We start from the raw sequence: 25,752 nt of genomic DNA on the forward strand, positions 1-25,752 counted from the left end.
GAAATTTAAAATTTCACTTGGTCATTTTCTAATAATTGGTGATGCCCTTCTGTAACTATTAAATCTCCATTTGATAGTCCCGATTTAATTTCAATTTGATTGTTTGAAAAAGTACCAAGTTCAACAAATTGTTTAGAAACAGTTTTAGATTCAACGTTTACTTTAAATACATAATTTTTATCGTTTTCATCTTTAATAACAGCTCTATACGGTATTGTTAGCCTGCTTTCAGATGCTTGCATTTTTAAGTTAACATCGCACGCCATTCCCGATTTTATTAATAGATTATTATTAGGAATAAGGATTTTCACCTCATACGTTTTAGATAATTTATTGGCAATTACCCCCACTTTTTTTATTTCACCTTCAAACTCTTTACTGCCTAGTGCGGCAATAACAATCGTTGCTTTTTGGCCTTTAGAAATTTTATTGATTTCATTTTCTGGAACAGCAATTTTTACATACACTTCATTTAAAGTAACTAAATCAATTATAGGATTTCCGGGTATGGTATTAGAACCTACTTCAATGTTTCGGCTTCCAATAAATCCTGATTCTGTAGCTTTTAACGTACAATTTGAAAGGTTTTGGTAAGCAACTTTATTGGCAGCTTTGGCTTGTTCTAATTTTGAAATTATATCCTGCATTTGAATTTCAGGTAAACTTCCTTTATCATACACCTCTTTAAAACGTTTGTAGGCGTCTGTTGCCTGATTTAATGTTGCCAATGTTCCTTGATAAGTATTGTTTGCGGTAGTTTTATTTAATTCAGCTAGTATTTGTCCTTTATTTACTTTATCACCTTCTTCAATATGAACAGCAACAACAGTTCCCGGAACTAAAAAACTTAATGGTATAGTTACTTTGGGCTCAATAAAACCACTGTAATTAATTTGTTCATCAAAAGATGTGTTTTCAATTTTTAATACCTCAACGGTATGCTTTGCACCTTTATTTTCGTTTATTGCGTTATTTTCTTTTGAATTATTACAGCTAACTAAAACTGTTACTGTAAGTAATAAAATAATCTGTTTAAAATACATATACCTATTAATTTAAATTTCTTTTGGCAAAATTGATGAGAAAAACAGGTATGTAAAAGGGATAAAAAAGGCTATAATTGGTCTAAATCAATTATTTTTAAATGGAGTAATTAAAAAATAAGTATAAATATTACAAAATATTGGTATTTTTTAAAGATTTAACTTTTTAGGTTGCGATACTTTGAAGGAGAAATTCCAATTTGATTTTTAAAGTATTTTCCAAAAAATGATTGGTCACTAAACTGGAGTTCATTGGCTATTTGTGCAATGGTTATTGAAGGGTTATTTAATAAAATACAGGCTTCCATAATTACAACATCATCAATTAATTGCGAAGCTGTTTTACCAGCAACTTCTTTTAATACTTTTGATAAATGACCAGGTGTAACGCATAATATATCGGCATAAAAATTAACAGATCGTTCGCTTTTAAAGTTATCTTCAAGTATTCTAAAAAAACGAAGTGTTAATTCTTCTTGTCTGGAAAAAGATTGTTCAGAAGTGTTTATTTGTTTTTTATAGATGGATGCCAATTCGTACATTAAAAGATTAAAACCGTGCAAGATTATTTCATTTTTAAATAAAAGTTTATCGTTTAATTTTGTTTTTATTAAGTGGGAAATATTTTTTACAACAGCTATTTCCTGACTGTCTAATATTAATTTAGAAATGTTTTTTGTCATTAAAAAATTAAGGGCATCAAGATCTGTTTTATTAAAAGCATTTTTCAACAAAAAATCTAATGAAAAACTAATTGTCATAATTTCTAGCTCCGAACTAATTTCTAAAACTTGAACAACAGAATTAGGTACAACTACTATTGCTTCGTTTTTTTTAACTGAATATTTAAGTAGGTTTAGTTGAATGTTAAGTTCGCCATTACTAATACAGATAAACGTAAAATTATCTGATCTAAAAGGGTAAGAAATTGGGCTTTCTTTAAATTTATTTTTTGAGATATGTATATATAGTCCATCATATTGTGGATTTTCTCCAAGAATTTCAATAATGTCGCTTATGGTATGTTTTTTAATGTGTGCGGTTTTCACTTTAAAATTGAATAATTTAATTTCAAATATAGTATATATTTTATGTATTTAAAGTATTAGGAGAATTAATTAAATTGAAGTATTTTTCATGTATGAAAAAAATATTATTGATACTTTTTAGTTTGTTTTTAAGTGCACAAAGTTTTGAAGCACAGAATATAATTCAGAATACTGATTCAAATAGAAAACCAAAGGTTGCTTTAGTTTTAAGTGGAGGAGGCGCAAAAGGTATTGCACATATACCATTGCTTCAAAAGTTAGATTCTTTAGGTATTGTACCTGATTTAATAGTTGGAAACAGTATGGGTAGTATTGTTGGTGGTTTATATGCAATGGGATATTCAGGAGATAGTATTGCAAGTATTGCAAAAAATGCACATTGGGATAAACTTATTGGTGGAGGGGTTGCATTAAGAGATGTTAGTGTTGAAGAAAAAAGTGAATTTGACAAATATTTAATTGGAATGGATATAGTGAAAGGAAAAATAAAACAAACTTCATTTATAATTAACGACCAAAACATTAGAGCCTTTTTTTCTGACTTAATTTATCCCGTATATTTTATTTCAGATTTCGATAACTTACCGATACCATTTCGTGCTATTGCAACGGATATTGTAAATGGTAAAGAAGTAATACTTGATAAAGGCAATTTAGGATTTGCGATGAGAGCCAGTATGTCAATCCCTGGAGCTTTTTCACCTGTTGTATATGAAAATACTCTTTTAGTTGATGGTGGGGTTCTTAATAATTTTCCTGTCGACGTCGCAAAAAATTTAGGAGCTGATATTATTATTGGAAGTGATGTTGGTGGAGGAATGAAACCTAAAGATAAATTGGATAACATAAGTGCCTTAATATTTCAAACAGGAATGCTCCATAGTAATCTTAAAAATCCTGAAAACAGGTTATTATGTGATGTTTTAATTGACCATACACCGCATATATTGTATAGTACTGGTGATTTTGATAAAAGTATCCCTATTTATGAAAGTGGGAAAATTGCCCCATTTGAAAAATTAACATCTTTAGTTGCAATAGCAGAAAAACTAAAAGTATATCAGCAAAAAAAAGTTATTTTACCCAAAGTAGGAGATGAAATTGTTTTGGACACTATTTTATATGAAAATATAAGTAAAAGTAATTTGGCGCTTGTAAAAGCAAGAACTAACATTCAACCATATAAAAAATATAGCAGAAAGGATATTTTTGACGGGATTAATAGAGCTATGGGAACAACCATTTTTAGCCATTTAACCTTTGACGGTTATACTGATAATAAAAAAAAGGGATTGCAGCTTACTGGATTTGAAAGATCACAACATCAAGTTAATGGTTCACTACATTATGATAGTTACCACGGTTTTGGAATTATTGCAAATTTTAGAGGTAGAAATGTTTTAGGAGGAGCTTCTAGGACACTTATAACACTAGATATTGCTGAAGAACCAAGATTAAGACTACAGCACCAAAAGAATTTTGGATTAGATAGAGCATGGTGGTGGCGAACAGAAGTTTATGGTCATCAATTGGAGCAAGATATTTTTATAAGTGGAGAAAGTGTTGAAAATTTAAAATATAGATTTATTGATTTTAACAATCAAGTAAATAGAAATTTAAATTCCTTAAAAAGTTATATGGGCGTTGGTATTAAATATCAAAACACTCATTTTAAACCAAAAGTAAATCCGAATTATAACAATAATGTTTACGATCTACGATTGTATGATTTTAACAACTTAGAATTAAATATGCATTATGTGCATAATAGTTTTGATAAAGTTTTTTTTGCAAACAATGGAACTTATTTTAAGGGATATTTGAGCAGGTCATTAAATAATTCGATTGATTTGAAATTTTTTAATTCAGAACAATCTAATATAAATGGGAAGACAAATAGTTTTAGTAAGTTTATTTTAGATTATGAAAAAAGATTTGAATTAACTAACAAAACAACAGTTGTATTAGGGGCGACTAGTGGATTTATATTTCAAGATGATATAAGCTCCAATTCTATTTCTTTTGCAGAATATGGAGTAGGAGGGAAATATTTTTTGGGAGGGGTTTTATTGGAGCCAAGAAATGATAATTACATTTTACCAGGTTTATATGAAGGAGAATTGTTAGCAAGTCAGTTTATGAAAATCTCAATTGGAATGCAATTTAATCCGATAAATAAATTATATGTTACACCACATACACATATAGCTACTATAGGTTTTAATGATTTTGATAACTATATAACAAACGCTTTTTCAGCAAAAGGAAAATGGGAAGAAGCAATTGAGACTAGTTTATTTTTATCAGCCGGCACAACATTGTCTTATAATTCTATATTAGGACCTGTAAATATTGATTTATCGTGGGTTAATAGCACAAATAAATTAAGACTATTTATAGGTGTAGGTTTTAATTTAAATAGGTCTGATTAATTTACGATTGACTTTAAAGAATATGGTAAATGAAGCAAATTGAAGTATTACTTTTGCCATTGCGGTAATTGGCTTTATTCAATTTTAATATCATATTTGTTTAATAATCCTACCACACCATAAGGGAGAATTTAGCTTTCATTATGTTATTTCTTTCAGGATCAATATTATAATTTTTTGCTGTTAGAAAATTCACACCCTTAAGGTTAGAGTTACTAAAAATAGAATTAGCTAAATCTACATTTTTGAATACAGAATTAGTTAAATCACATTCTGAAAAATCTGTATCTTTAATAGATGAATTAACAAATGGAGTTTTATGTATTTTTTTTTCTAACAAAAGAACAACAATCTAAATTACAACCATCAAATTTTAATGAAAAGAGAAAGTCATTACAATAACTAAAATTCACTCCTAATAATTTACATTCTTTATATGTGATGTAATCAATTGACTATTATTAAATTTTGCCATTGTAAGATTACAGCCTATAAATTTGCAATTTGTGAATAAATTAGAAAGGAATAAACCGTTTGAAAAATCACAATTTATAAAATTACATCTATCAACTTCTCTATTTTTTGTTACCTTTTCGGCATAAATTATTTTATTAAAAGATTTATTGCAATGTGACAGTACTTCCGTTCCTTGTTTATTGTTAATATATGAAGTTTATTTTTGCATAATACTCAAATATTTTAGCATAAATAAAAGCAGTAATTCTATTTGAGAATAATTCTTTAATGCGTAAAAATAAAAAATGGTATTACAATCAGAAAAGAAATGCTACATTTTTTATAGAATTTACTTTCAATTATTATGGCTATGGTATTCTTGTAATATTTTTTTAAAATATATTCCTTGTCTTGATGGAGTGAAATCCCAATCAGTAAACATCATTGGTGACCAATCTGGATCAAAAACCCAAACCATATATGATATTCCTTTTTCATCGGCATATTTTGTTATAGCATCACCATAAGATTCATCACTAATTACAGGTATATGAGCACCTTTATCGTCTGGTCCACAAAACCCCATTTCAGTTAAAATTAAAGGGTATTTATCTGCAACAAATCCCCAATCCTCTGTCCATTGCGCTTCCCAAGGTTTTTCTCTTTTTTGTGGATATGGATGACTAACATAACCAATACCTTCTGCATTTATTGGAAATTCTTTTATTGGTGTTAAATCATATGCCCAATTAAATCCAGCAACCAAGGGGATAGCGTCACAACCATTTTTTCGAATTAAAGCAATTAAATTTTCATTAATAAGCTTCCAATCACTCCAACTACATGTACCTAAAGTTCCATTATAAAGTGTAGGCTCATTAAACAATTCAAAAAAAGCAACAGTGTTGTTGTGTGTGTAATGGTTTGCCATTGTTATCCAAAAATCTTGAGTTTCCTCTAAGGTGGTTTCATACATTGGCATAAAATATTTGTTTTCATGTAAATTACCAATACTATGCCAGTCAATAATAATATACAAGCCTACTTCAGTTGCCCATTTCACACCGTCATCCAATATTTTTAAATATGCTTCCTTTCCTCGTTCTCTCCAAGCTTTCGGGTGAACAGGAAACCTTGTTAATGTAGCTCCCCATTGTTTCATTTCACGAAAATAATTTAGGTTCCAGTGACCTTCTTTTTCTAATTTATCTGGGTCGCTAGTGCTTACACCTCTAAAAACAATAGGTGTTCCGTCTTCCTTTATAAAGGAATTTTCTTTTACACTTATTTTTGAGATTTTAGAAGTTTGATTTATTGCAGGTTTCTTTACTTCTTTGATATTACAAGCTAAAACTGAAAACAATAATGCGAATACTATTAAATATGTTTTTTTCATTTTTATTACATTTATTTTATAATGATACTTCAAGTATTTTTGAAGATGTAGCTATTATATTTATATTATTGATAGTTGCAGGAAGTAAAATGGTTTCTCCTTTATTTAAATTATATATTTTATTGTTGTAATTAATTGTTGAATTCCCTTCAACACATATATAAATGACAAAAGAATTCAAATTTGAATAATCTTTACTCATTTCACCAACTATTTCTATAATATTAGTTTTAAAATATGGTGAATGAACTAATTTATTAGATGTATTTTTTTCGAGAGAATATGCTGTTTTATAGCTATCATATTTTTTAAAATCAATAGCTTCTAAAGCTAATTTTTCGTGTAATTCTCTCTTTTTTCCCGTTTTATTATCTATACGTTCATAATCATAAATTCGGTAAGTGATATTTGATGTTTGTTGAATTTCTGCAAGTAGCACATTTGCTCCTATTGCATGAACTCTCCCTGTTGGGATATAAAAAGCATCGCCTTTTACTACATTTTCAACATTTAAAATATCTGTAATTGTAGCTTTTTTCAGGCTTGTAGTGTATTCTTCTTTTGTGATTTTTTTATTAAAGCCAACTATTAATTTTGCGTTTTCACTGGCTTCCATTACATACCACATTTCATTTTTACCAAACGAATTATGTCTTTCCTTTGCTAATTCATCATTAGGGTGTACCTGTATTGATAAATCTTTTTTAGCATCAATAAATTTTATAAGCAACGGAAATTCTCTACCAAAAGTACTGTACACCTTTTCACCAACAAAATTACTTTTATATTTTTGTATTAATTGCTTTAGAGTTTTACCTTTTAAAGGTCCTTCAGAAACAACGGTTTGATTATCTTCAACATCAGATATTTCCCAAGATTCACCAATATTTTCTCTACTACAATTTTTGTTCAGAAGTGTATTGAGTTTATCGCCTCCCCAAATTCTATAATGAAATAATGGTTTAAATTTTAAAGGATATAATTCCATTTGCATTTTTTATAGTCTACTTAATTTAATCATTAAAACATCATGGGATCCAATTTCGGCATTTAATTTATTTGAAGTATTTCCTAAATTTTTCTGATTAAATAAATCTCTAATTTTATATGTGTTGTTTTTTACATCCATTTGTTTTCCATTTACATCATCTCCAATATTGTATTTTACCCAGTCAAAATCTAGACTTTGAGTTTCATCACTCATATTAACAAAGGTCATTGCCCAAGCATTACTTTCAAGCGGTTTTAACCAAATTTCAAAATTATCTTCATTTGAAAAACGGAATCCTTGAATTCCTAATTTATCTTGATTTATGGCTATTACTTCTTTATTTGTAAGTGTTTTAATTGTTTCTTTGGTTGCAGATCTTAAATCATTTCCCATAATTAAAGGAGAAGATAGCATACTCCACATAGCAAAATGACTTCTATCTTCAGCATCAGTCATTCCATTTCCGACTTCCATCATATCAAAATCGTTCCAATGTCCTGGACCAGCATATTTACGTATATTTTTACGCATATTAATAATTTTCCATACTCCCCAAGATGACCAAGATCCATGACCAACCTCACAATCCCAACAATTAATTATATCGCCTGTTACTCTCCACGCATGGCCAACATCTTTTGCCCATTTCCAAGGTTCGTTATCTCCCCATTCACAAATACTAAACACAACTGGTCTTCCTGCAGCTTTTAAAGCATCTCTCATAGTAATATATGCTCCTTCTGCTTTTAATTTTTCAGTATTACACCAATCATATTTTAAATAATCTACATCCCAAGAAGCATAAGATCTAGCATCTTGATATTCAAACCCACGACTACCTGGATAACCAGCACAAGTTTTAGATCCTGCACAATTGTATAGACCAAATTTTAAGCCTTTAGCGTGAATATAATCTGCTAAAGCTTTCATTCCACTTGGAAACTTTATTGGGTCGGCAATTAAATTGCCGTTTTCATCACGTTCTTTTGCCATCCATCCATCATCTAAAACAATATACTCATAACCTGCATCCTTTAAACCTAATTCAATAAATTTATCTGCAATTCCTTTTACTAATTCTTCATTAATATCAGTTGCAAATGTGTTCCAGCTATTCCAACCTAATGGAGGAGTTTCTGCTAAACCTTCAAATTTTTGTGAAAATGTATTTATTGAAAAGAAAACAACAAATACTACTACTAATTTTTTCATATTATATCTGTTAAATAAAAACCCTGAAAAATAATTTATCAGGGCTTTTACATTATAAAATTAATTTAATTATTATAATTTTTCAAATCTAATGTTATCCATAGAAAAGTTTAACATAGAAGTTCCATCACTATAAGCCGCACCAAACTCACCATCCACCTGACTAAAATCTGAGACACCTATTGTAGCTGCAGGTATAGTAATTGTTTGCCAACCTTTACCACCTTCAATTTCTGTAGGATCCCAACTAAATAACACATCACCTATTGAACCTTGAAACCTAAACTTAATTACTCCGTCAGCAAAAGCTTCAACAACATTAATATCAAATTTAAGCACATAATTATTAATATCTGTACCTATTGTTGCTGGTGTAAAATTATCTCCTCCATTTCTAAAGAATAATCCAGTCCATCCACCACCTTGTACTCCAGTAGCTTTAAAAAATGGTGTTCCGTCGGCACTATTCGCAGCATCAGTTACTGGGTTTCCAGCAACATCTCCCCACCAAGAATCATATCCAGTACCATTAAAATCAAAATATACCATTGCATCTTCAGCAACTGGCTCTATTCCGCCTTTAACTTCTTCAAATCTCACATTGTCAATTGAGAAATTTAACATTGAATCGCCACTATAAGCTGCTCCAAATTCACCATCTACCAAACTAAAGTCAGATACTCCTAATAAGTTTGCAGGTAAAACCACTGTAACCCAACCAGATTCTTCTATTTGAGAAATATCCCAATCATAGAATACATCCCCAATAGATCCTTGAAATCTAAATTTAATTACACCTGTAGCCGGAGCTTTAACATTAATATCAAATTTAAATTCATAAGCATCTAAGTCTGTTCCAATAGCTGCTGGAGTAAAATTATTTCCTCCATTTCTAAAGAACATTCCAGTCCAATCACCACCTTGAGCACCATTAAAGTCTTTAAATATTGTTCCATCGGAACTAGCTGCAGCATCATTAACATCTGCCATATCACCCCACCAAGAATCATACGTTCCTGTTCCATTAAAATCAAAATACACAAAAGCATTTTCCGCAACTGGTTGTAAACCACCAGCTCCAGCAACACCTAAACCTTGAGTAAGATCACTTGGTATTAATATTTTATTAATTTGATGAATAACGCCATTAGAAGCGCCTATATTTGAAACTTCAATAGTTGCTTTTGGTCCATCTGCAAAAGAAGGTATTAATTTAGGATTATCTCCACTTAAATCAACAGTTATGTCATCTCCAAATACAGTTGAAATTGTTCCTCCATTTGTTAAATTACTTGATAGTAACTTACCTGCATATAGGTGATATTCTAATAAACTTTTTAATAATGCAATGTCTTCTTCTGTTACAAAATCATCTAAACTTGAATAATTTTCAATCCCTACAAAGAAAATTGTAAACGCATCATTTGTTGGTATAAACCCTGTTAATTCATTTGTTTTAAAATCATCTGTCATTCCAGCTTTATCAATTGCTGCTAAAAATGTAGTATATCCTTTATCAGCACATCTATCAGCCATATTAAGTGTAGCACTTAAAATTGATTGGAATACATCTTCAGGTAATAAAACTTTGTCTATTCCGTGTACAATTCCATTAACACCTTGAACATCTGTTAAAACTATATTTGTATTTGAATAACTTGAATCTTCAATTGTTGTTCCAGATATTGAAAATGTTTCACCTTGCATTGTAGTTGGAGTTCTACCATCAATTACGGCAGAAACAATATTAGATCCTGAAACAACATGATACAATAAAACTTCTGTTAAAACATCAACAGGAATATCATCTAAAGTAGACCATCCAAAAGCACCATTTACTTCTAACATAAATGCATTAAAAGCGTCGTTATTTGGTGCAAATAAAGTAAACGGACCTGCTCCAGACAATGCTTCAACCAAATCAGCTTTATTTATTGCTTCAGCTAACATAGAATAATCTGGATTTGCCAATGTGTGATCAACAATAGTTGGTGGTGCTAAAACAGCATCAACTTCGTGTAAAATACCATTAGTTGCTCCTTTATCGTACATTCCTGCTACTAATGATGCAACACCATTAAACTTTAAGTTTCCTTCAGTATTCGTATAAAAACTCAGGTTGTTACCATCAGGACCAGTTGCCATTGTTGTTAAATATCCAGAGGACATTGTTGATGTATAATCTGCAGTAGTAGTTTCTAATACATGATTTAATAATACATTTCTAAGCGCTGTTGAATCTAAAGAAGAAACATTAATAGCGTCAAAAGCATTATTGTTAGGAGCAAAAACTGTAAAAGTAGTTTCTGTTTCAAAAGTTTCATCTAATCCAACTTGATTTAATGCTGCTAAAAGAGATGATAAATCTGCAGTTTCTGTTAGAATTTCTGTCAAATTTCTCGGTTCTTCTCCTAAAAGAGGATATTTTACTTCGTCTTCATCACAAGAGGTAATACATGTTAACGCAATAAATGCGAACATATATTTATATAAAATTTTTGATATTTTAACCATAATCATTTTTTTAAGTTTAACTATTGTATAAATCCGAATTGATCTAAATAATATAAATAAGGCCCTGCATCACCATCTTCTGCCGCCATTTGAAAGTCAATTCTAGTTATAGTTTCCGGAGCTGTACCTGCTGGATAAAAACCAGATAATGGCAATACAAACTTAGTCCATTGATTTGGCACTAATGTTAAATAAAATTCAGCATTAGAAAAATCATTAAATGCCAACTTAACTCTTTTGGTTGATGAATTAGCCGAATAAATTTGGAAAGAAACCGTTCTGTAGTCTCCCCAAAATAAAGTTTCAGAATCATCTCCAGGTGTAAATGTTAAACCTCCCCAGTTAGCAGTTGCTGATCTTTCTATTGATGTAGAACCTAATGCAATTGCAGATGATAGCGCATTGTCTCCATCCCATCCACCAATTTCCCAACCAGGACTTAGTTCATCTGTAAACATTGGATAATTAAATCCATAAGATGCGGATTGTACAATTGCCCCTCTTGAAGTAAAAACATAAATAAATGCTTGAACTATTCCTGCAGGAACCTCAACAACAACTTCAGTTTGAGAAACTGACATTATGGTAGCTTCTTTTTCTACTAAATCTCCTGTTTCTTCAGTTCCACTTTGAAAAATAACTCTATTTACATCAGTAAAATCACCTCCGTGAAGTATAACAGCACTTTTGCCATCAACTATTTCTTCAGTAAATTCTTCAAGTGATAAAAGTGAAAAATCATAATTTACAACTCCATAAAGAGTTTCAATTGTAAGCGTGTTAGAATCACTTATATAAGGTGCTCCTTCAGGAATTTTAGAAATAATTAAATCATCTGAAACAAATACTGGATTAAAACCAGCTTCGTAACCATTGTATTTAATTGATACTACAGAAGATAATGCCTCTCCTCTAATATAATATACATTTTCTAGCACACCTTGTTGCACTGGTGTATCCTCTCTTGCTTCACTTACACTTGTTATAACTGGCGGTTTTGTACTATGTGAAACTTTATCATCGGCAAACTCATTTTCGCAGGATGTAATAAAAAATCCTACTGAAAATAGTATAAGAAATCCGAATTTCTTTAAATTTATATATTTTTTCATGACATTCATTTTAGTTATATTTAGTAAAGTCGAAATTTACAGGAGGTAATAATAATGCTGGATTATTAATTGTTTCACTTGTTGGATAAGGAAACAATAATTTATCTGCTGTTGGTGTGTACTGTAAACTATTTACAGTTCTAGGATCTGTATCTGTATTCCAAGTTCCTCGTTCTCTATCGGCTAAATAATTAATAGCTTCTGTAGTTCCAAGTCTTACAACATCAAACCAAAACTCCATTTCAAAAGCTAATTCAATACGTCTTTCTTGAAAAACATCTTCAAAAGTTGGATCAGATGCAAGATCATCTAAACCTGCTCTGTTACGCACTTTATCAATTGATCTTTTAGCTTCAGCCAAAGATCCACCTCCACCTTTAATTATTGCTTCTGCATGTATTAGTAATAATTCAGCATATCTTAAAACGTATGTATTATTAGGATAACTTTGTTGTGCTCCACCACCTAAATTAGCTGGATTACCTACAACATATTTTTTAATACCTACACCTGTATCCTGAAAATTAATATTACTAGATGCTGTATATCCTCCATTTAAATCTGGATAGTATGAATCCGGATCCATAATAGTTGCATAATAACGTTCATCTTTAACTTTATCTTCATAAGCATCTTGTAAATCTAACGATGGACCTATTGCAGCCCAACCATCAGAAAAACCAGTTATTCCAGAAGCTCCATACAATGATTGCACAGCATTACCTTCTGCATATTCACCTGATGTTCCCCATTGTAATGAAAAAATAGTTTCAGGATTATTGTCATTTTTAGTTAAAAATAAATCATAATAACTACCAGGATATCCATCTTCTTCTGTTCCACCTAATAATTTAAATTCACCTGAAGAAATAACTTCATTAGATAAACTGTAGGCCATTTGATAGTTTTCTTCGTATAAGTATATTTTTGCTAACATAGCTTTAGCTGAACCACTAGAAACTTTAGCATTAGCATCATAATTACTTCCTCTTACCTTAGTATAACAATTAGCTACAGCATACTCTAAATCCTTTTTTATAAGTGCATAAACATCTTCAACTGTATTTCTTGGAATTTCAGCTTTATCAACATATTCTACATTGTCTAAAATAATTGGAATTGCTCCAAATATTCTAACCAAATAAAAATAAGCAGTTGCTCTAATAAATTTTGCTTCTCCAACTACATTATTAACCAAATCTTCAGGAACATCTTCACCTGCTGCATCTGGTACTGTATTAATTATTGCATTTGATTGTGCAACTACAGCGTATAAAGATGTCCAAGCTTGTCCTAATGTATTATGATTACCAGTGATGGCAAATGTCATAAAATCTTGATTTCTTGCATCGTAAGTTCTTCCATTTCCTGAACTTAATTCTCCAATACACCATGATACATTAGACACATAATCAAACCAAGGTTTTGAATACAGTGTATTTGTTGCTGTATTTACCTGATCTACTGTTTTGTAGAAATCTGCCACATTGTATGAATCTTCTGGTGGTCTATCTAAAAAGTCTTCAGTACAAGAACCAAAAGTTAAAAAAACCAAGGCAAGTACAAGAAACTTTATTTTAATTATATTTTTCATTATATTTTTCATTGTGTATTTCTTTTTAAAATTATTAAAATCCAACATCAATACTTATATTATTAAAATTCAACATCAATACCTATTGTAAAGGTTCTTGGTGTAGGATAACGACCGTTATCTACGCCCATTAATAAAGCATTTTGATTTAATGAACCTACTTCTGGATCGTATCCTGAGTAGTTTGTAAACGTGTATAAATTTTGTATACTTCCGTATATTTTTAATTTAGACATACCAATTTTTCCAATAGCATCAGAAGGTAAAGAATACCCCAATCTTACATTTTGAATTCTTAAATAAGAACCATCTTCAATGTATCTATCTGAAATATTTATGTTTGGCGTTGAGTTACTTGTATAACGTGGTGCAGTTCCATTTGGATTTTCAACAGACCAGTAATCTAATACAGAAGAAAGTTGATTTCTGTATGTTAAATTAGTAGCAGTAAGTGTACGTCCAATAGCATTAAAAACATCATTTCCATAAGAACCTTGAAGAAACATTGCTAAATCAAAGTTTTTATATCTGAAGGTATTTTGAAAACCAAATGTAAAATCTGGATGTGGATTTCCAATAACTGTTCTATCATTTTCATCAATAACATTGTCTCCATTTACATCTTTAAATTTAATATCACCTAGCCAAGTTCTACTAATTACGCTATTATCACCAATTGCTTGTCCAAATTGAATAGGCGCCGATTCTAAATCGCTCATTGTTCTAAAAATTCCTTCAACCTTGTATCCATAAAACATTCCAATTGGATCACCAACTTTAGTTCTTGTTAAAATCTGATTAACATCATCTAAACTTGTAGAACCGTTAATAGTATAATCTCCAACTAATTCGTTTACAGTATTTTTATAATGAGAAAATGTTAATGTAGAATTCCAAGAGAAATCGTTACCCGATGCAGTATTATAATTAAAAGTAACATCTACCCCTTTATTTTCCATTTCACCTAAATTTACCCAAGGAGCTGCAATAGATCCTGGAGATCCAATACCTCCAGTAACAAATGAAGTTAATGCCAATTGGTATAAGAAATCACTTGAAATCTTTTTATAAACTTCAATAGTTGTATTTAATCTTGAATCAAATACTGAAAAATCAACACCAAAATTTATTTGTTTTGAAGATTCCCAAGTAAGTTCTGGATTTGCAAAATTCGCAATTTCAAAACCAGTACCAATTCCTGTTGAAACAGCATTTAACCTTGATCCATATGCAAAGTTTGGTATATTTTGATTTCCAACTTCACCATAACCACCATAAACTTTAATATTTCTCAAAGCATCAAAATCTTTCATAAACTCTTCATTAGATAATTTCCAAGATGCTGAAACTGAAGGGAAATATCCCCATTTTTGACCATCGGCAAATTTAGAAGAACCATCCGCTCTTATTGATGCTGTAATATTATATTTATTATCAAAAGAATAAATTACTCTACTTAAATAAGACAATAAAGATGTGCTTCCTTTATACTCATCGTTGGTATCTCCACTTGTATTAGACAAGCCTAATGTTGGCACATCATTATCAACAAAACCAACTGCGCTAGCAATTATACCACCCCATTTTGATTCCTGTGCCTCTTGACCAACTAAAACTGTTAAGTCATGTTTTTCGTTAAAATTCTTATTATAGGTTAGCAAGTTTTTAATTACCCAAAAATCATTGTTTTCTCTTCTTTTAATTAAACCATTTGCATCAACAGAAATTTCTCCATAAGAATATGTTTTTTGAAATCTATCGTTTCTGTTATTTCCAAAATCACCACCAAATTCAGCTCTATATGTTAAACCATCTATTATTTTAAATTCACCAAAAACATTAGCAAAAATTCTATCTCTTTTTAATGTATTTGAAACACTATTTACTGTAGCAATAGGATTTTGAACAGCTAAAGAAATTTCATCTGGTGTAACAGGTCCTGCATAAGAACCATCTGGATTGTATACTGCTAATGCTGGATTATTTTGTAGCGCTAAAGAAATAATTCCTCTACTATAACCATTCATAATAATATCTTCATCTGTTCTACTTGCAGTAATATTGGCTCCTACTCTTAATTTATCATTAATTTTAGATTCAATATTTAATCTTATTGAAGCTCTATTAAATCCAGAACCAATAACAGTACCTTCTTGATCCATATAACTACCTGATAAGTAATAATTTGTACCATCACTTCCTCCTGAAAAAGCTAATTGATGACTTTTCATATAAGCTATGTCAAAAATTTCTTTTTGCCAATTGGTACCTTTTCCTAAAAGTTCTGGTCTTAAAAATTCTATACTTTCATTTAAGCCAAAAATTTCACCCATTTCATTTTGTAATTTAGCATAACCCGGTAAATCCAATACATCCATAATATTGGTTGGTTGCTGTATTCCAAAAAATGTACTATACGTTAATTTTCCTTTTTGGTTTTTACCTTTTTTTGTAGTAATAATTACAACTCCATTAGAACCTCTTGATCCATAAATTGCTGTTGCAGACGCATCTTTTAAAATATTAACAGACTCTATATCATTTGGGTTTATTGCTGCAAGTGGACTTACACCATTTTGCCCTTCACTACTTCTGTCTAAAGCTGTTCTACCACTTGTTCCTATATTTCTTGAATCTCCAGAAACAGGTATACCATCAATTACATAAAGTGGTTCACTAGAACCTTGAATTGAATTTACCCCACGAATTTTTACAGAAACAGCTGCACCAGGCTGTCCAGAATTTAAGGTTACAGATACACCAGCTGCACGCCCTTGTATTAATTGGTCTATACCAACTTGTGGTACATTCTCTAAAGCTTTTGTGTCAACAGTGGCAACAGACCCGCTAATATCCTCTTTTAATTGAGAACCATAACCAATAACAACAACCTCTTCTAAACTTTGAAGGTTTTCTTTTAAGGCTACATTAATAATTGACCTTCCAGAAACCGAAATTTCCTGAGTTTCAAAACCTACATAGCTAAAAACTAAAGTGGCATTACTTTGAACTGATATTGTGAAATTACCATCAAAATCTGTAATAACTCCATTACTTGTCCCTTTTTCAAGGATATTAACTCCTGGTAGTACTGTACCACCTGAATCTGAAACTACTCCTCTTACTTGATTTTGAGCAATCATAAGCTGCCCAATAAAACAAAACAGCATTAAAAAGAAGTATCTTTTCGAGTCAAAATAAGTGTTTTTTAAATTAAATTTTTGCATATTTTTTGATGTTTTTGCTAATTAATTTTAATTTTTAAATACATTAAATTATTGTATATATAATTAACAAGTTTGTGTATTTAATTAACAACTCAAAATTAATTCAATTGCTAAGTTTATGTTAATATTATTTTGTCATATATCGATAAAATAATTTCATCTAGTCATTTTTTGCTAAAAACATTATTATTTTATCATCTAATAATATAAAGTTCAAGATTAATATAATTCATTATAAATCATATGCATTAAAGTCAAAGAATATAAATATGTATTTCAAATAAAATTAACAAAATGAAATTATACTTTAGCGTTTTGATAAAATAATATCAACAATTAGTTAAGTATATAACTAAATTTGAAAATTGTAATTCACATTCAATATAGATTGATATATTTTTATTCAACAATTAAAAAATTATTAAAAATGATATTTTTTTTTAAATATAAAATTAAAAACCACTTTTTTAAAACTTTAGGACTTTTAATTGTTTTGATTAACATATACTCATGTGATCCGATAAGTAAACATAAATTTAAAAAACCTACCGTTGTTAATAAATCTGCTTCCACTAGCACCATTAAATTACACAAAAAACTATCTTTAATTTCAAAAAATGGGTTTGCAATTGGCCATCAAGATGCAACTTCTTATGGTTTAGGTTGGAGATATGGAGACAATTCAAGAATAATTAAGAGCGATGTTAATGAAGTAGTAGGAGATTTTCCTGCAGTTTATGGCTTTGATATTGGGAGAATTGAACATTCTTATGATAAAAATTTAGATGCAGTTCCTTTTAATGATATGAAAAAACTTATTATTGATGCTTATAAAAATGATGGAATAATTACAGTAAGTTGGCATGTTGATAATCCGGTATCTGGCGGAGATTCTTGGGATAGCACACCTGCTGTATCAGAAATTATTAAGGAAGGTACGCATAGAGATAAATATGAATTATGGATTTCAAGAGTTGCAACTTTTTTTAAATCTTTAGAAGTTAATGGTGAATTAATTCCAATTATTTTTAGACCTTTTCACGAAATGAATGGTTCATGGTTTTGGTGGGGTGCAGGTAACTGTAGCTCTGAGGACTACATTCAATTATGGCGAGAAACAGTTGTGCAATTAAGAGATAAACATAATGTACACAATCTATTATATGCATATTCTCCAAACAAATTAAATCCAAATGACGACTATATGAGGTATTATCCTGGAGATGAGTTTGTTGATATTTTAGGAATAGATATTTATGACTTTAATAACTCTGATGATTATATGAAATCCGTTGTTCACGATTTAAAACTTGTTAAAAAAATAGCCACAGAGAAAGGAAAGTTATTTGCATTTACTGAAACTGGACTAGAAAAAATTCCAACTAAAGAATGGTTTACTAAAGTCTTATATCCAAGTATTGAAAACTCTGGAATATCGTGGGTTTTAATATGGAGAAATCATGTAGAAACTCATCATTATATGCCTTACAAGGGCCATTCAAGTGAATCGGATTTCAAAGCATTTAAAGAGCTTCCTAAAACACTCTTTTTAAAAGATGTGAAAAAAATAAAAAATTAATTTAACTAAATTTATGAATCTACTCAGTTCTATAGATATACTTATTATATTATTGTATTTGGTTACAATAGTTATAATAGGACTAATACTTCGAAAAAGAGCACAACGAAGTAAAGACGACTATTTGCTAGGAGGAAAATCTATTCCTTGGTACATGCTTGGTCTTTCTAATGCTTCTGGAATGTTTGATATTTCAGGTACCATTTGGCTCGTTACATTAATGTTTGTTTACGGAATTAAAAGTGCTTGGTTACCTTGGATTTGGCCAGTTTTTAATCAAATATTTTTAATGGTTTATCTTTCTAAGTGGCTGAGGCGATCTAATGCAACTACTGGTGCTGAATGGATTGGGACACGTTTCGGATTTGGTAAAGGCGCAAAACTATCTCATATTATTGTTGTCGTTTTTGCTCTTGTAGTTTGTTTGGGTTATTTAGCATATGGGTTTATAGGTTTAGGAAAATTTATTGAAATATTTATTCCTTGGGAGGTTGTTAGTAACTATGTTCCTTTTACAGTTACTCCAGAATATGTTCCTCATTTTTATGGTGTAATTTTTACTCTTTTTGCTGTATTTTATTCATTATTAGGTGGTATGTCTGGTATTGTTTGGGCAGATGTTGTTCAATTTGCAATTATGACGGTTGCTGCTTTAGTAATTGGTTATTTAGGATTCCAAGCAATTGGAGAACATACCTTAAACGTGCCTGATGGCTGGTTAAGTCCATTCTTTGGTTTTGAATTAAATATGGATTGGGCACAAATTATCCCAGAAGTAAATGATAAAATAAGGTCTGATGGGTATAGTTTATTTACCTACTTCTTTATAATGATGGTATTTAAAGGAATTCTAGTAAGTATTGCTGGACCTGCTCCAACATACGATATGCAAAAAATATTATCTACTAAAAATGCAGTTGAAGCTTCAAAAATGAGCGGGTTTGTATCTGTAATATTAATGCCAATTAGATATTTAATGATTGCTGGTTTTGCCGCTTTAGCATTAATTTATTATGAAAAATTAGATTTAATGAATTCTGCTGGCAATATTGATTTCGAATTAATTCTACCAACAGCAATAAAAGAATTTGTTCCAGTTGGTTTATTAGGATTACTATTGGCTGGACTTATTGCCGCATTTATGTCAACTTTTGCAGGAACATTAAATGCTGCTCAAGCTTATTTGGTTAACGATATTTATTTAAAATATGCAAAACCTAACGCTACCACAAATCAAATTAAAAACATGAACTATTTAACTGGTGTTGTAGTTGTTGTAGTTAGTATTGTTTTAGGTTTTTTCGCTGAAGATGTAAATTCAGTATTAAACATAATTGTATCTGTATTATACGGTAGTTATGTAGCTGCAAATATCTTAAAATGGCACTGGTGGAGATTTAATGGTGAAGGATTTTTCTGGGGAATGGTTGCCGGACTATTAGCAGCTTATTTTGCTCCAATGTTAATTCATGTAGAAAACGAATTGTACTTATTTCCTGTATTATTAGCAGTATCAATAATTGGAAGTATCATTGGAACTTATTCTGCACCTCCAACTGAAGAAGCTGTATTGAAAGATTTTTATAAAAATGTGAGACCTTGGGGTTTCTGGGGGCCAATTAATGATCTTTTGGTTGTAGAAAATCCAAACTTTAAAAAGAATAAAGACTTTAAATTAGATATGTTTAATGTAGCAATTGGTATTGTTGCACAAACTGCATTGGTAATTATACCAATGTATATAATTTTTAGACAAAGTACCCCTGCATATATTTCACTAGCTGTATTGGTAGTATGTTTATTATTATTGAAAAAATTTTGGTGGAATAAATTAAATGAAAAATTAGATTAAAAAATACAAAAGATGGAACTTAATATGAGGATTAAAACTCTTGATAATATCATAAAAAGACACGCTAAATTAATTAGCAGAAAAAATAAAACTGTTTCAAAAACAAACGGAATTTATCAAAGATATAAAAACCCTGTATTAACTGCAGATCATACACCAATACATTGGAGGTATGATTTAAACTCTGAAACAAATCCATTTGGTCAAGAAAGAATTGGGATTAATGCTGCTTTTAATTCAGGTGCAATTAAAATAGACGGTAAATTCTTATTATGTGCAAGAGTTGAAGGAAATGATAGAAAATCATTTTTTGCAATAGCTGAAAGCCCTAATGGTATTGATAATTTTAAGTTTTGGGATAAACCTTGTGTAATTCCCCAAATTAAAGGAAACCCAGATACAAACGTATATGATATGCGTTTAACTAAACATGAAGATGGTTGGATCTATGGTATTTTCTGTACAGAAAGAAAAGACCCAAATGCTCCTGATGGAGATACAAGTTCTGCTATTGCTAATGCAGGAATTGTACGTACAAAAGATTTATTAACCTGGGAACGATTACCTGATTTGGTATCAAATACTGGTCAACAACGTAATGTTGTTTTACATCCGGAATTTATAAACGGACAATATGGTTTATATACAAGACCACAAGATGGATTTATTGACATTGGAAGTGGCGGTGGAATTGGTTTTGGTTATGTAAAAGACATAACAAACCCAATTGTGACAGATGAAAAAATATTCACAAATAAAGTATATCATACTGTTTATGAATTAAAAAACGGACAAGGTCCTGCACCTATAAAAACATCAAAAGGTTGGTTACATTTAGCTCATGGGGTTCGTAATACTGCAGCTGGTTTAAGATATACCTTATATATGTTTATGACTGCTTTAGATAATGTTACTAAAGTTATTCATCATCCTGCAGGTTATTTTATGGCACCAAATTATAAAGAAACATTAGGTGATGTTTCCAATGTTTTATTTACAAATGGTTGGATTGAAAATGAAGATGGTTCTGTTTATATTTACTATGCATCATCAGATACTCGAATGCACGTTGCAGTTTCTTCAGTTGAAAAATTAGTTGATTATGTAACAAACAGTCCTGAAGATACATTTACATCAGCAGGTTCAGTTCAAACAATTTTAGATTTAATTGAAAAAAATAAAGGATTATATTGATGCATCCATTAGCAGAAAAAGTATCCATTGAATTAGGTAAGGAGCTTCAAAATATACTAACATATTGGAGTACAAATACTATTGATGAAATAAATGGAGGTTTTGTAGGAGAACGTGATCATAATAATAACCTTATACCTAATGCATCAAAAGGAATAATTTTAAATTCTCGTATTTTATGGTCGTTCTCAGCCGCTTCAAATCATTTAAAAACCGATGCCTATAATTCGATTTGTGAACAATCTTATAATTATTTAAAAACTCACTTTAACGATGAAGAATTTGGCGGTGTTTATTGGGAATTAGACTTCAAAGGAAATCCTATAAATACCCGAAAACAAGTTTATGCACAAGCATTTATGATATATGCATTGTCTGAATACTATATGTTTTCAAAAAATAAAGAAGCCATCAATTGGGCTATAGAACTCTATAATTTAATTGAAAAAAATGCCAGAGACACTACATATAAAGGATATATTGAAGCGTTTAATAAAGATTGGTCTCCAATTGAAGATATGAGATTAAGTGATAAAGATGAGAATGAGGCTAAAACAATGAATACTCATTTACATGTTTTAGAAGCTTATACAAATCTTTATAAAGTTTATAAAAACGAAAAATTAAAAAATGATCTTTCAGAACTTATAAATTTATTTTTAACCAAATTTTTAAACTCAAATAATAACTTAAATTTATTTTTCGACGAACAATGGAATTTGAAAAGTAGTGTTATTTCTTTCGGTCACGATATTGAAACAGCATGGTTATTAATAGAGGCTGCAAAGGTTATTGAAAATAAAGAATTACTGTCGGAAACAGAGAGGATTGCTGTGTTAATTGCTGATACTTTTATAAAACATGGTATAGATGTTGATGGAGGTGTTATGAATGAATTTGAGCCCGCAACAAATGTTTTAGACAGTGACAAACATTGGTGGCCACAAGCCGAAGCGCTGGTTGGACTTCGATATGCTTATAATATAACTGGTGATGAAAAATACCTTTTAATATTATCTAAAATTTTAAATTTTATTCAAACAAAAATCATTGACCATAAAAATGGTGAGTGGTTTTGGAGAGTTGATAAAAATGGAAAATCGTATACAAGTGAATACAAAATTGGAATGTGGAAAGCTCCTTATCATAATTCCAGAGCCTGCATTGTATTAAACAATTAAAAAATGAAAAAAAATCTAATATTATTACTATTTATTGTTTCTATAACTTTTTTGAATAGTTGTTCTGAAAGTTCAGATACTCCAGATCTTGATCCACAAATTGAAACTGCAACTATTAAAATTACAACAAGTTTTTCAGGATCAGAACCTGCAACAAATGGAGAGTTTAAAATTACTTTAAGTAAGTCTCTTAGCACGGTTACAAATGTTTCATTTTCAATATCTGGAAGTGCAATAAATGGAACAGATTATGAAACTATTGCGAGTAGTATTTCAATTCCTAAAGAAACAACAACCTATACAATTCCAGTTGTTATTATAGAGGATAACGAAGAGGAAGGCGATGAAACTGTTATTATTACACTATCAAGTACAAACAATAATAATGTAACTATAAGCGCTTCTAATAAAGCTATTGTTACCATTGAAGATAAGCCTGTGGTTATAGAAGAATTCATTCTTTTACCAGAAGAAACCAGATCATATATGGTAAATCCAAATGCAACGGATGAAACTGTAGCCCTGTTTTATAACTTAAAAACAGTGTCTAAAACTAGTTTTATAATTGGGCAACAAGATGCTTTTAATTCTTTTTATAATGACAATACTGGAGCTTCCGATATTAAAAAAACAACAGGTAGTGATCCAGGTTTATTAGGTTCTGATTTTATGTTTATTACCGATGATAATAATAATGGAAATTCTTCAAACTGGTTTTACCAACAAGAACAAATCATTACAGCTGACGCTATTGAAGCTTATAATAAAGGAATGGTAAATACTTTCTGCTGGCATTTAAGAGAACCTTATGAAGGAGACCATTTTTATGCAGATGACATGACTGAATTTCAAAGAGAGAATGCTTTAAAAAGTATTTTACCTGGTGGTGCTAATCATGATTACTACAAAGGCAAGTTAGATAAAGTAGCTGAAGTAACAAAAGGAATGGTAGGTTCAGATGGTAAATTAGTTCCAATTATTTTTAGACCATTTCACGAGTTTGATGGAAGTTGGTTTTGGTGGGGTAAAAATTACTGTACTGCCGCTGAATATATTCAATTATATCAATTTACTGTTGAATATTTGCGTGATGAAAAACAAGTGAATAATATGCTATTTGCATTTTCACCAGACAATCATTACGATTCAGAAATAGTTTATTTAGAACGTTATCCTGGCGATGAATATGTAGATATTTTGGGTATGGATAATTACGGTGATTTTAATAATCAAGGTCAAACTGGTGCAAATAGAGCTAACAGCAGACTTAAAATTATTTCTGATCTAGCTATTGATAAAGTTAAAATTGCGGCTTTAACTGAAACGGGTTACCGAGTTACCAGTGGAACAAATCCAATTGCCAATTTATTTTCAACATATTACTATAGCACTTTAACAAATAATGATGTTGAAATAAGCTTTGTTATGTATTGGAATAACAACAATGATGGTTACTATACTCCAACTCCAGGAACATCAGATGCTGCTGATTTTATTGAATTTACAAATAAAGAGGGTGCTTTATTGCAAAATGAATTACCTGACATGTACAATTTACCTAATTAACAAATACAATGAAAATTAACAACTCAATCCTTTTATTTTTAAGTATTTTTTTACTTATTTCTTGTAAAGATAATAGTAAAGAAACAGCTCAAAAAGAGAGTGAAAATTCAAAAGACAACATTGAACTTATATCTGTAAAAGGATCTCAATTTTTTAAAGGAGAAAATCCTTATTATTTTGTAGGCACAAATTATTGGTATGGACCTCTAATTGCGGCAAAAAATATTGGCGATAGAGACCGATTAATAAAAGAATTAGATTTAATGAAAGAAGTAGGTATTGATAACCTACGTATTTTAGTTGGAGCTGAAGGAGCTGGAGAAGATTCTAGAGTGCATCCAGCTTTACAACCGAAACAAGGTGTTTACAACGAAGATTTATTGGATGGTTTAGATTTCTTAATGGCAGAAATGCGCAAAAGAAATATGTATGCTGTATTATATTTAAATAACAACTGGATTTGGTCTGGTGGAATGTCTCAATATCTTGAGTGGAATGGTTACGGAACAGTTCCTAACCCATTTTTAGAAGAACATACGTGGGATCAATATATGAATTACACCAAGCAATTTCATTCTTGTGAACCTTGTAAAGAAGCATTTTATGAGCATTTAAAATTTATTATTGGAAGAACAAATACATACACAGGAAAAAAGTATAATGACGATAATACCATTATGTCTTGGCAAGTTGCAAATGAGCCAAGAGTATTAATGACTCCAGAGCATGAAGAAGCATTTGGTACTTGGTTAAATGAAACAGTTTCAATTATAGAATCATTAGACTCAACACATTTAATTTCAACTGGAACCGAAGGAAAACATGGATTTTTACAAGATATAAATATGTATGAAAGATTGCATGCTAATAAAGATATTGATTATTTAACAATGCATATGTGGCCAAAAAACTGGGGTTGGTATGATATTAATAACGAAAAAGAATCAACACTATTATCTATAGAAAAAGCATTTGCTTATATGGATGAACATATTGTGGTTTCTAAAAAACTTCAAAAACCAATTGTAATGTCAGAATTTGGGTTTCCTCGTAAAAAAGAAAGTTTATCTCTAGATGCTTCAGTTGAAAATAGAAATACTTTTTATAAAGCTATTTTTGAAAAGATTAATGAGAGTAAAATAAATAGTGGTGAATTAGCAGGTTTAAATTTCTGGGGATTTGCAGGTTATGCTAAAACGAATGCGGAAAATGGAAAATGGCTACATGGTGATGATTTTACGGCAGATCCACCTCAAGAACCACAAGGTTTAAACTCTGTATTTACTTCTGATGTTTCAACATTAGAAATAATAAAAGAGGCTAATATTAAATTGTTTGAATAGTTTAAAGGTTG

18 protein-coding genes are annotated in these 25,752 nt (G+C 30.2%); 7 read left to right on the forward strand and 11 right to left on the reverse strand.

Annotation, left to right across the window (positions count from 1 at the left end):
* Nucleotides 1-5: 5 nt before the first annotated feature.
* Nucleotides 6-1,043 (reverse strand): efflux RND transporter periplasmic adaptor subunit, encoded by a 1,038-nt coding sequence (locus IEW75_RS11100; RefSeq protein WP_134246500.1) that lies wholly within the window; start codon nt 1,041-1,043, stop codon nt 6-8.
* Nucleotides 1,044-1,201: 158 nt separating this feature from the next.
* On the reverse strand, nt 1,202-2,092 hold the full coding sequence (locus tag IEW75_RS11105; protein WP_134246501.1) for a helix-turn-helix domain-containing protein: 891 nt from the start codon (nt 2,090-2,092) through the stop codon (nt 1,202-1,204).
* A gap of 92 nt (nt 2,093-2,184) precedes the next feature.
* Here IEW75_RS11105 and IEW75_RS11110 point away from each other — a divergent pair, with 92 nt between their 5' ends.
* Nucleotides 2,185-4,524: a patatin-like phospholipase family protein gene (locus tag IEW75_RS11110; RefSeq protein ID WP_134246502.1), complete on the forward strand. Its 2,340-nt coding sequence runs from the start codon at nt 2,185-2,187 to the stop codon at nt 4,522-4,524.
* A 109-nt stretch (nt 4,525-4,633) separates the two neighbouring features.
* Here IEW75_RS11110 and IEW75_RS15805 read toward each other — a convergent pair whose 3' ends face one another.
* From IEW75_RS15805 to IEW75_RS11150, 9 genes are all read right to left on the reverse strand, one after another.
* A complete protein-coding gene (locus IEW75_RS15805; protein ID WP_229714442.1) occupies nt 4,634-4,864 on the reverse strand; it encodes a pentapeptide repeat-containing protein in 231 nt (76 codons plus the stop codon).
* Nucleotides 4,865-4,939: 75 nt separating this feature from the next.
* Nucleotides 4,940-5,188, reverse strand: coding sequence for a pentapeptide repeat-containing protein (locus IEW75_RS16010; RefSeq protein ID WP_347707165.1), 249 nt, complete (start codon nt 5,186-5,188; stop codon nt 4,940-4,942).
* 147 nt (nt 5,189-5,335) lie between these two features.
* A complete protein-coding gene (locus IEW75_RS11120) occupies nt 5,336-6,376 on the reverse strand; it encodes a glycoside hydrolase family 5 protein (RefSeq protein ID WP_134246503.1) in 1,041 nt (346 codons plus the stop codon).
* A 16-nt stretch (nt 6,377-6,392) separates the two neighbouring features.
* On the reverse strand, nt 6,393-7,364 hold the full coding sequence (locus IEW75_RS11125; protein ID WP_134246504.1) for a type I phosphomannose isomerase catalytic subunit: 972 nt from the start codon (nt 7,362-7,364) through the stop codon (nt 6,393-6,395).
* Nucleotides 7,365-7,373: 9 nt separating this feature from the next.
* Nucleotides 7,374-8,579: a glycoside hydrolase family 27 protein gene (locus tag IEW75_RS11130; protein ID WP_134246505.1), complete on the reverse strand. Its 1,206-nt coding sequence runs from the start codon at nt 8,577-8,579 to the stop codon at nt 7,374-7,376.
* Between the two features lie 72 nt (nt 8,580-8,651).
* On the reverse strand, nt 8,652-11,093 hold the full coding sequence (locus tag IEW75_RS11135) for a glycan-binding surface protein (protein ID WP_188704047.1): 2,442 nt from the start codon (nt 11,091-11,093) through the stop codon (nt 8,652-8,654).
* Nucleotides 11,094-11,113: 20 nt separating this feature from the next.
* Entirely contained in the window at nt 11,114-12,205 is a 1,092-nt protein-coding gene (locus IEW75_RS11140) for a hypothetical protein (protein ID WP_134246507.1), read from the reverse strand.
* 10 nt (nt 12,206-12,215) lie between these two features.
* A complete protein-coding gene (locus IEW75_RS11145; protein ID WP_158283747.1) occupies nt 12,216-13,811 on the reverse strand; it encodes a RagB/SusD family nutrient uptake outer membrane protein in 1,596 nt (531 codons plus the stop codon).
* Between the two features lie 50 nt (nt 13,812-13,861).
* Nucleotides 13,862-17,026: a SusC/RagA family TonB-linked outer membrane protein gene (locus IEW75_RS11150; protein WP_134246509.1), complete on the reverse strand. Its 3,165-nt coding sequence runs from the start codon at nt 17,024-17,026 to the stop codon at nt 13,862-13,864.
* Between the two features lie 427 nt (nt 17,027-17,453).
* Between IEW75_RS11150 and IEW75_RS11155 the strand changes: the two genes are divergently transcribed.
* The 6 genes from IEW75_RS11155 to IEW75_RS11180 are packed head-to-tail and all read left to right on the forward strand — an operon-like array spanning nt 17,454 to nt 25,741.
* Entirely contained in the window at nt 17,454-18,605 is a 1,152-nt protein-coding gene (locus IEW75_RS11155; protein ID WP_134246510.1) for a glycoside hydrolase family 26 protein, read from the forward strand.
* 13 nt (nt 18,606-18,618) lie between these two features.
* Entirely contained in the window at nt 18,619-20,457 is a 1,839-nt protein-coding gene (locus tag IEW75_RS11160; RefSeq protein WP_134246511.1) for a sodium:solute symporter family protein, read from the forward strand.
* Nucleotides 20,458-20,469: 12 nt separating this feature from the next.
* Entirely contained in the window at nt 20,470-21,651 is a 1,182-nt protein-coding gene (locus tag IEW75_RS11165) for a glycoside hydrolase family 130 protein (RefSeq protein ID WP_134246512.1), read from the forward strand.
* On the forward strand, nt 21,651-22,832 hold the full coding sequence (locus IEW75_RS11170; RefSeq protein ID WP_134246513.1) for an AGE family epimerase/isomerase: 1,182 nt from the start codon (nt 21,651-21,653) through the stop codon (nt 22,830-22,832). The genes IEW75_RS11165 and IEW75_RS11170 overlap by 1 nt, the downstream gene beginning before the upstream one ends.
* A gap of 3 nt (nt 22,833-22,835) precedes the next feature.
* On the forward strand, nt 22,836-24,398 hold the full coding sequence (locus IEW75_RS11175; protein WP_134246514.1) for a glycosyl hydrolase: 1,563 nt from the start codon (nt 22,836-22,838) through the stop codon (nt 24,396-24,398).
* Between the two features lie 8 nt (nt 24,399-24,406).
* Nucleotides 24,407-25,741, forward strand: a complete 1,335-nt coding sequence (locus IEW75_RS11180; protein ID WP_134246515.1) for a glycoside hydrolase 5 family protein — start codon at nt 24,407-24,409, stop codon at nt 25,739-25,741.
* Nucleotides 25,742-25,752 lie beyond the last annotated feature (11 nt).

This window comes from Lutibacter litoralis, from assembly GCF_014646675.1.
Classification (GTDB): domain Bacteria; phylum Bacteroidota; class Bacteroidia; order Flavobacteriales; family Flavobacteriaceae; genus Lutibacter; species Lutibacter litoralis.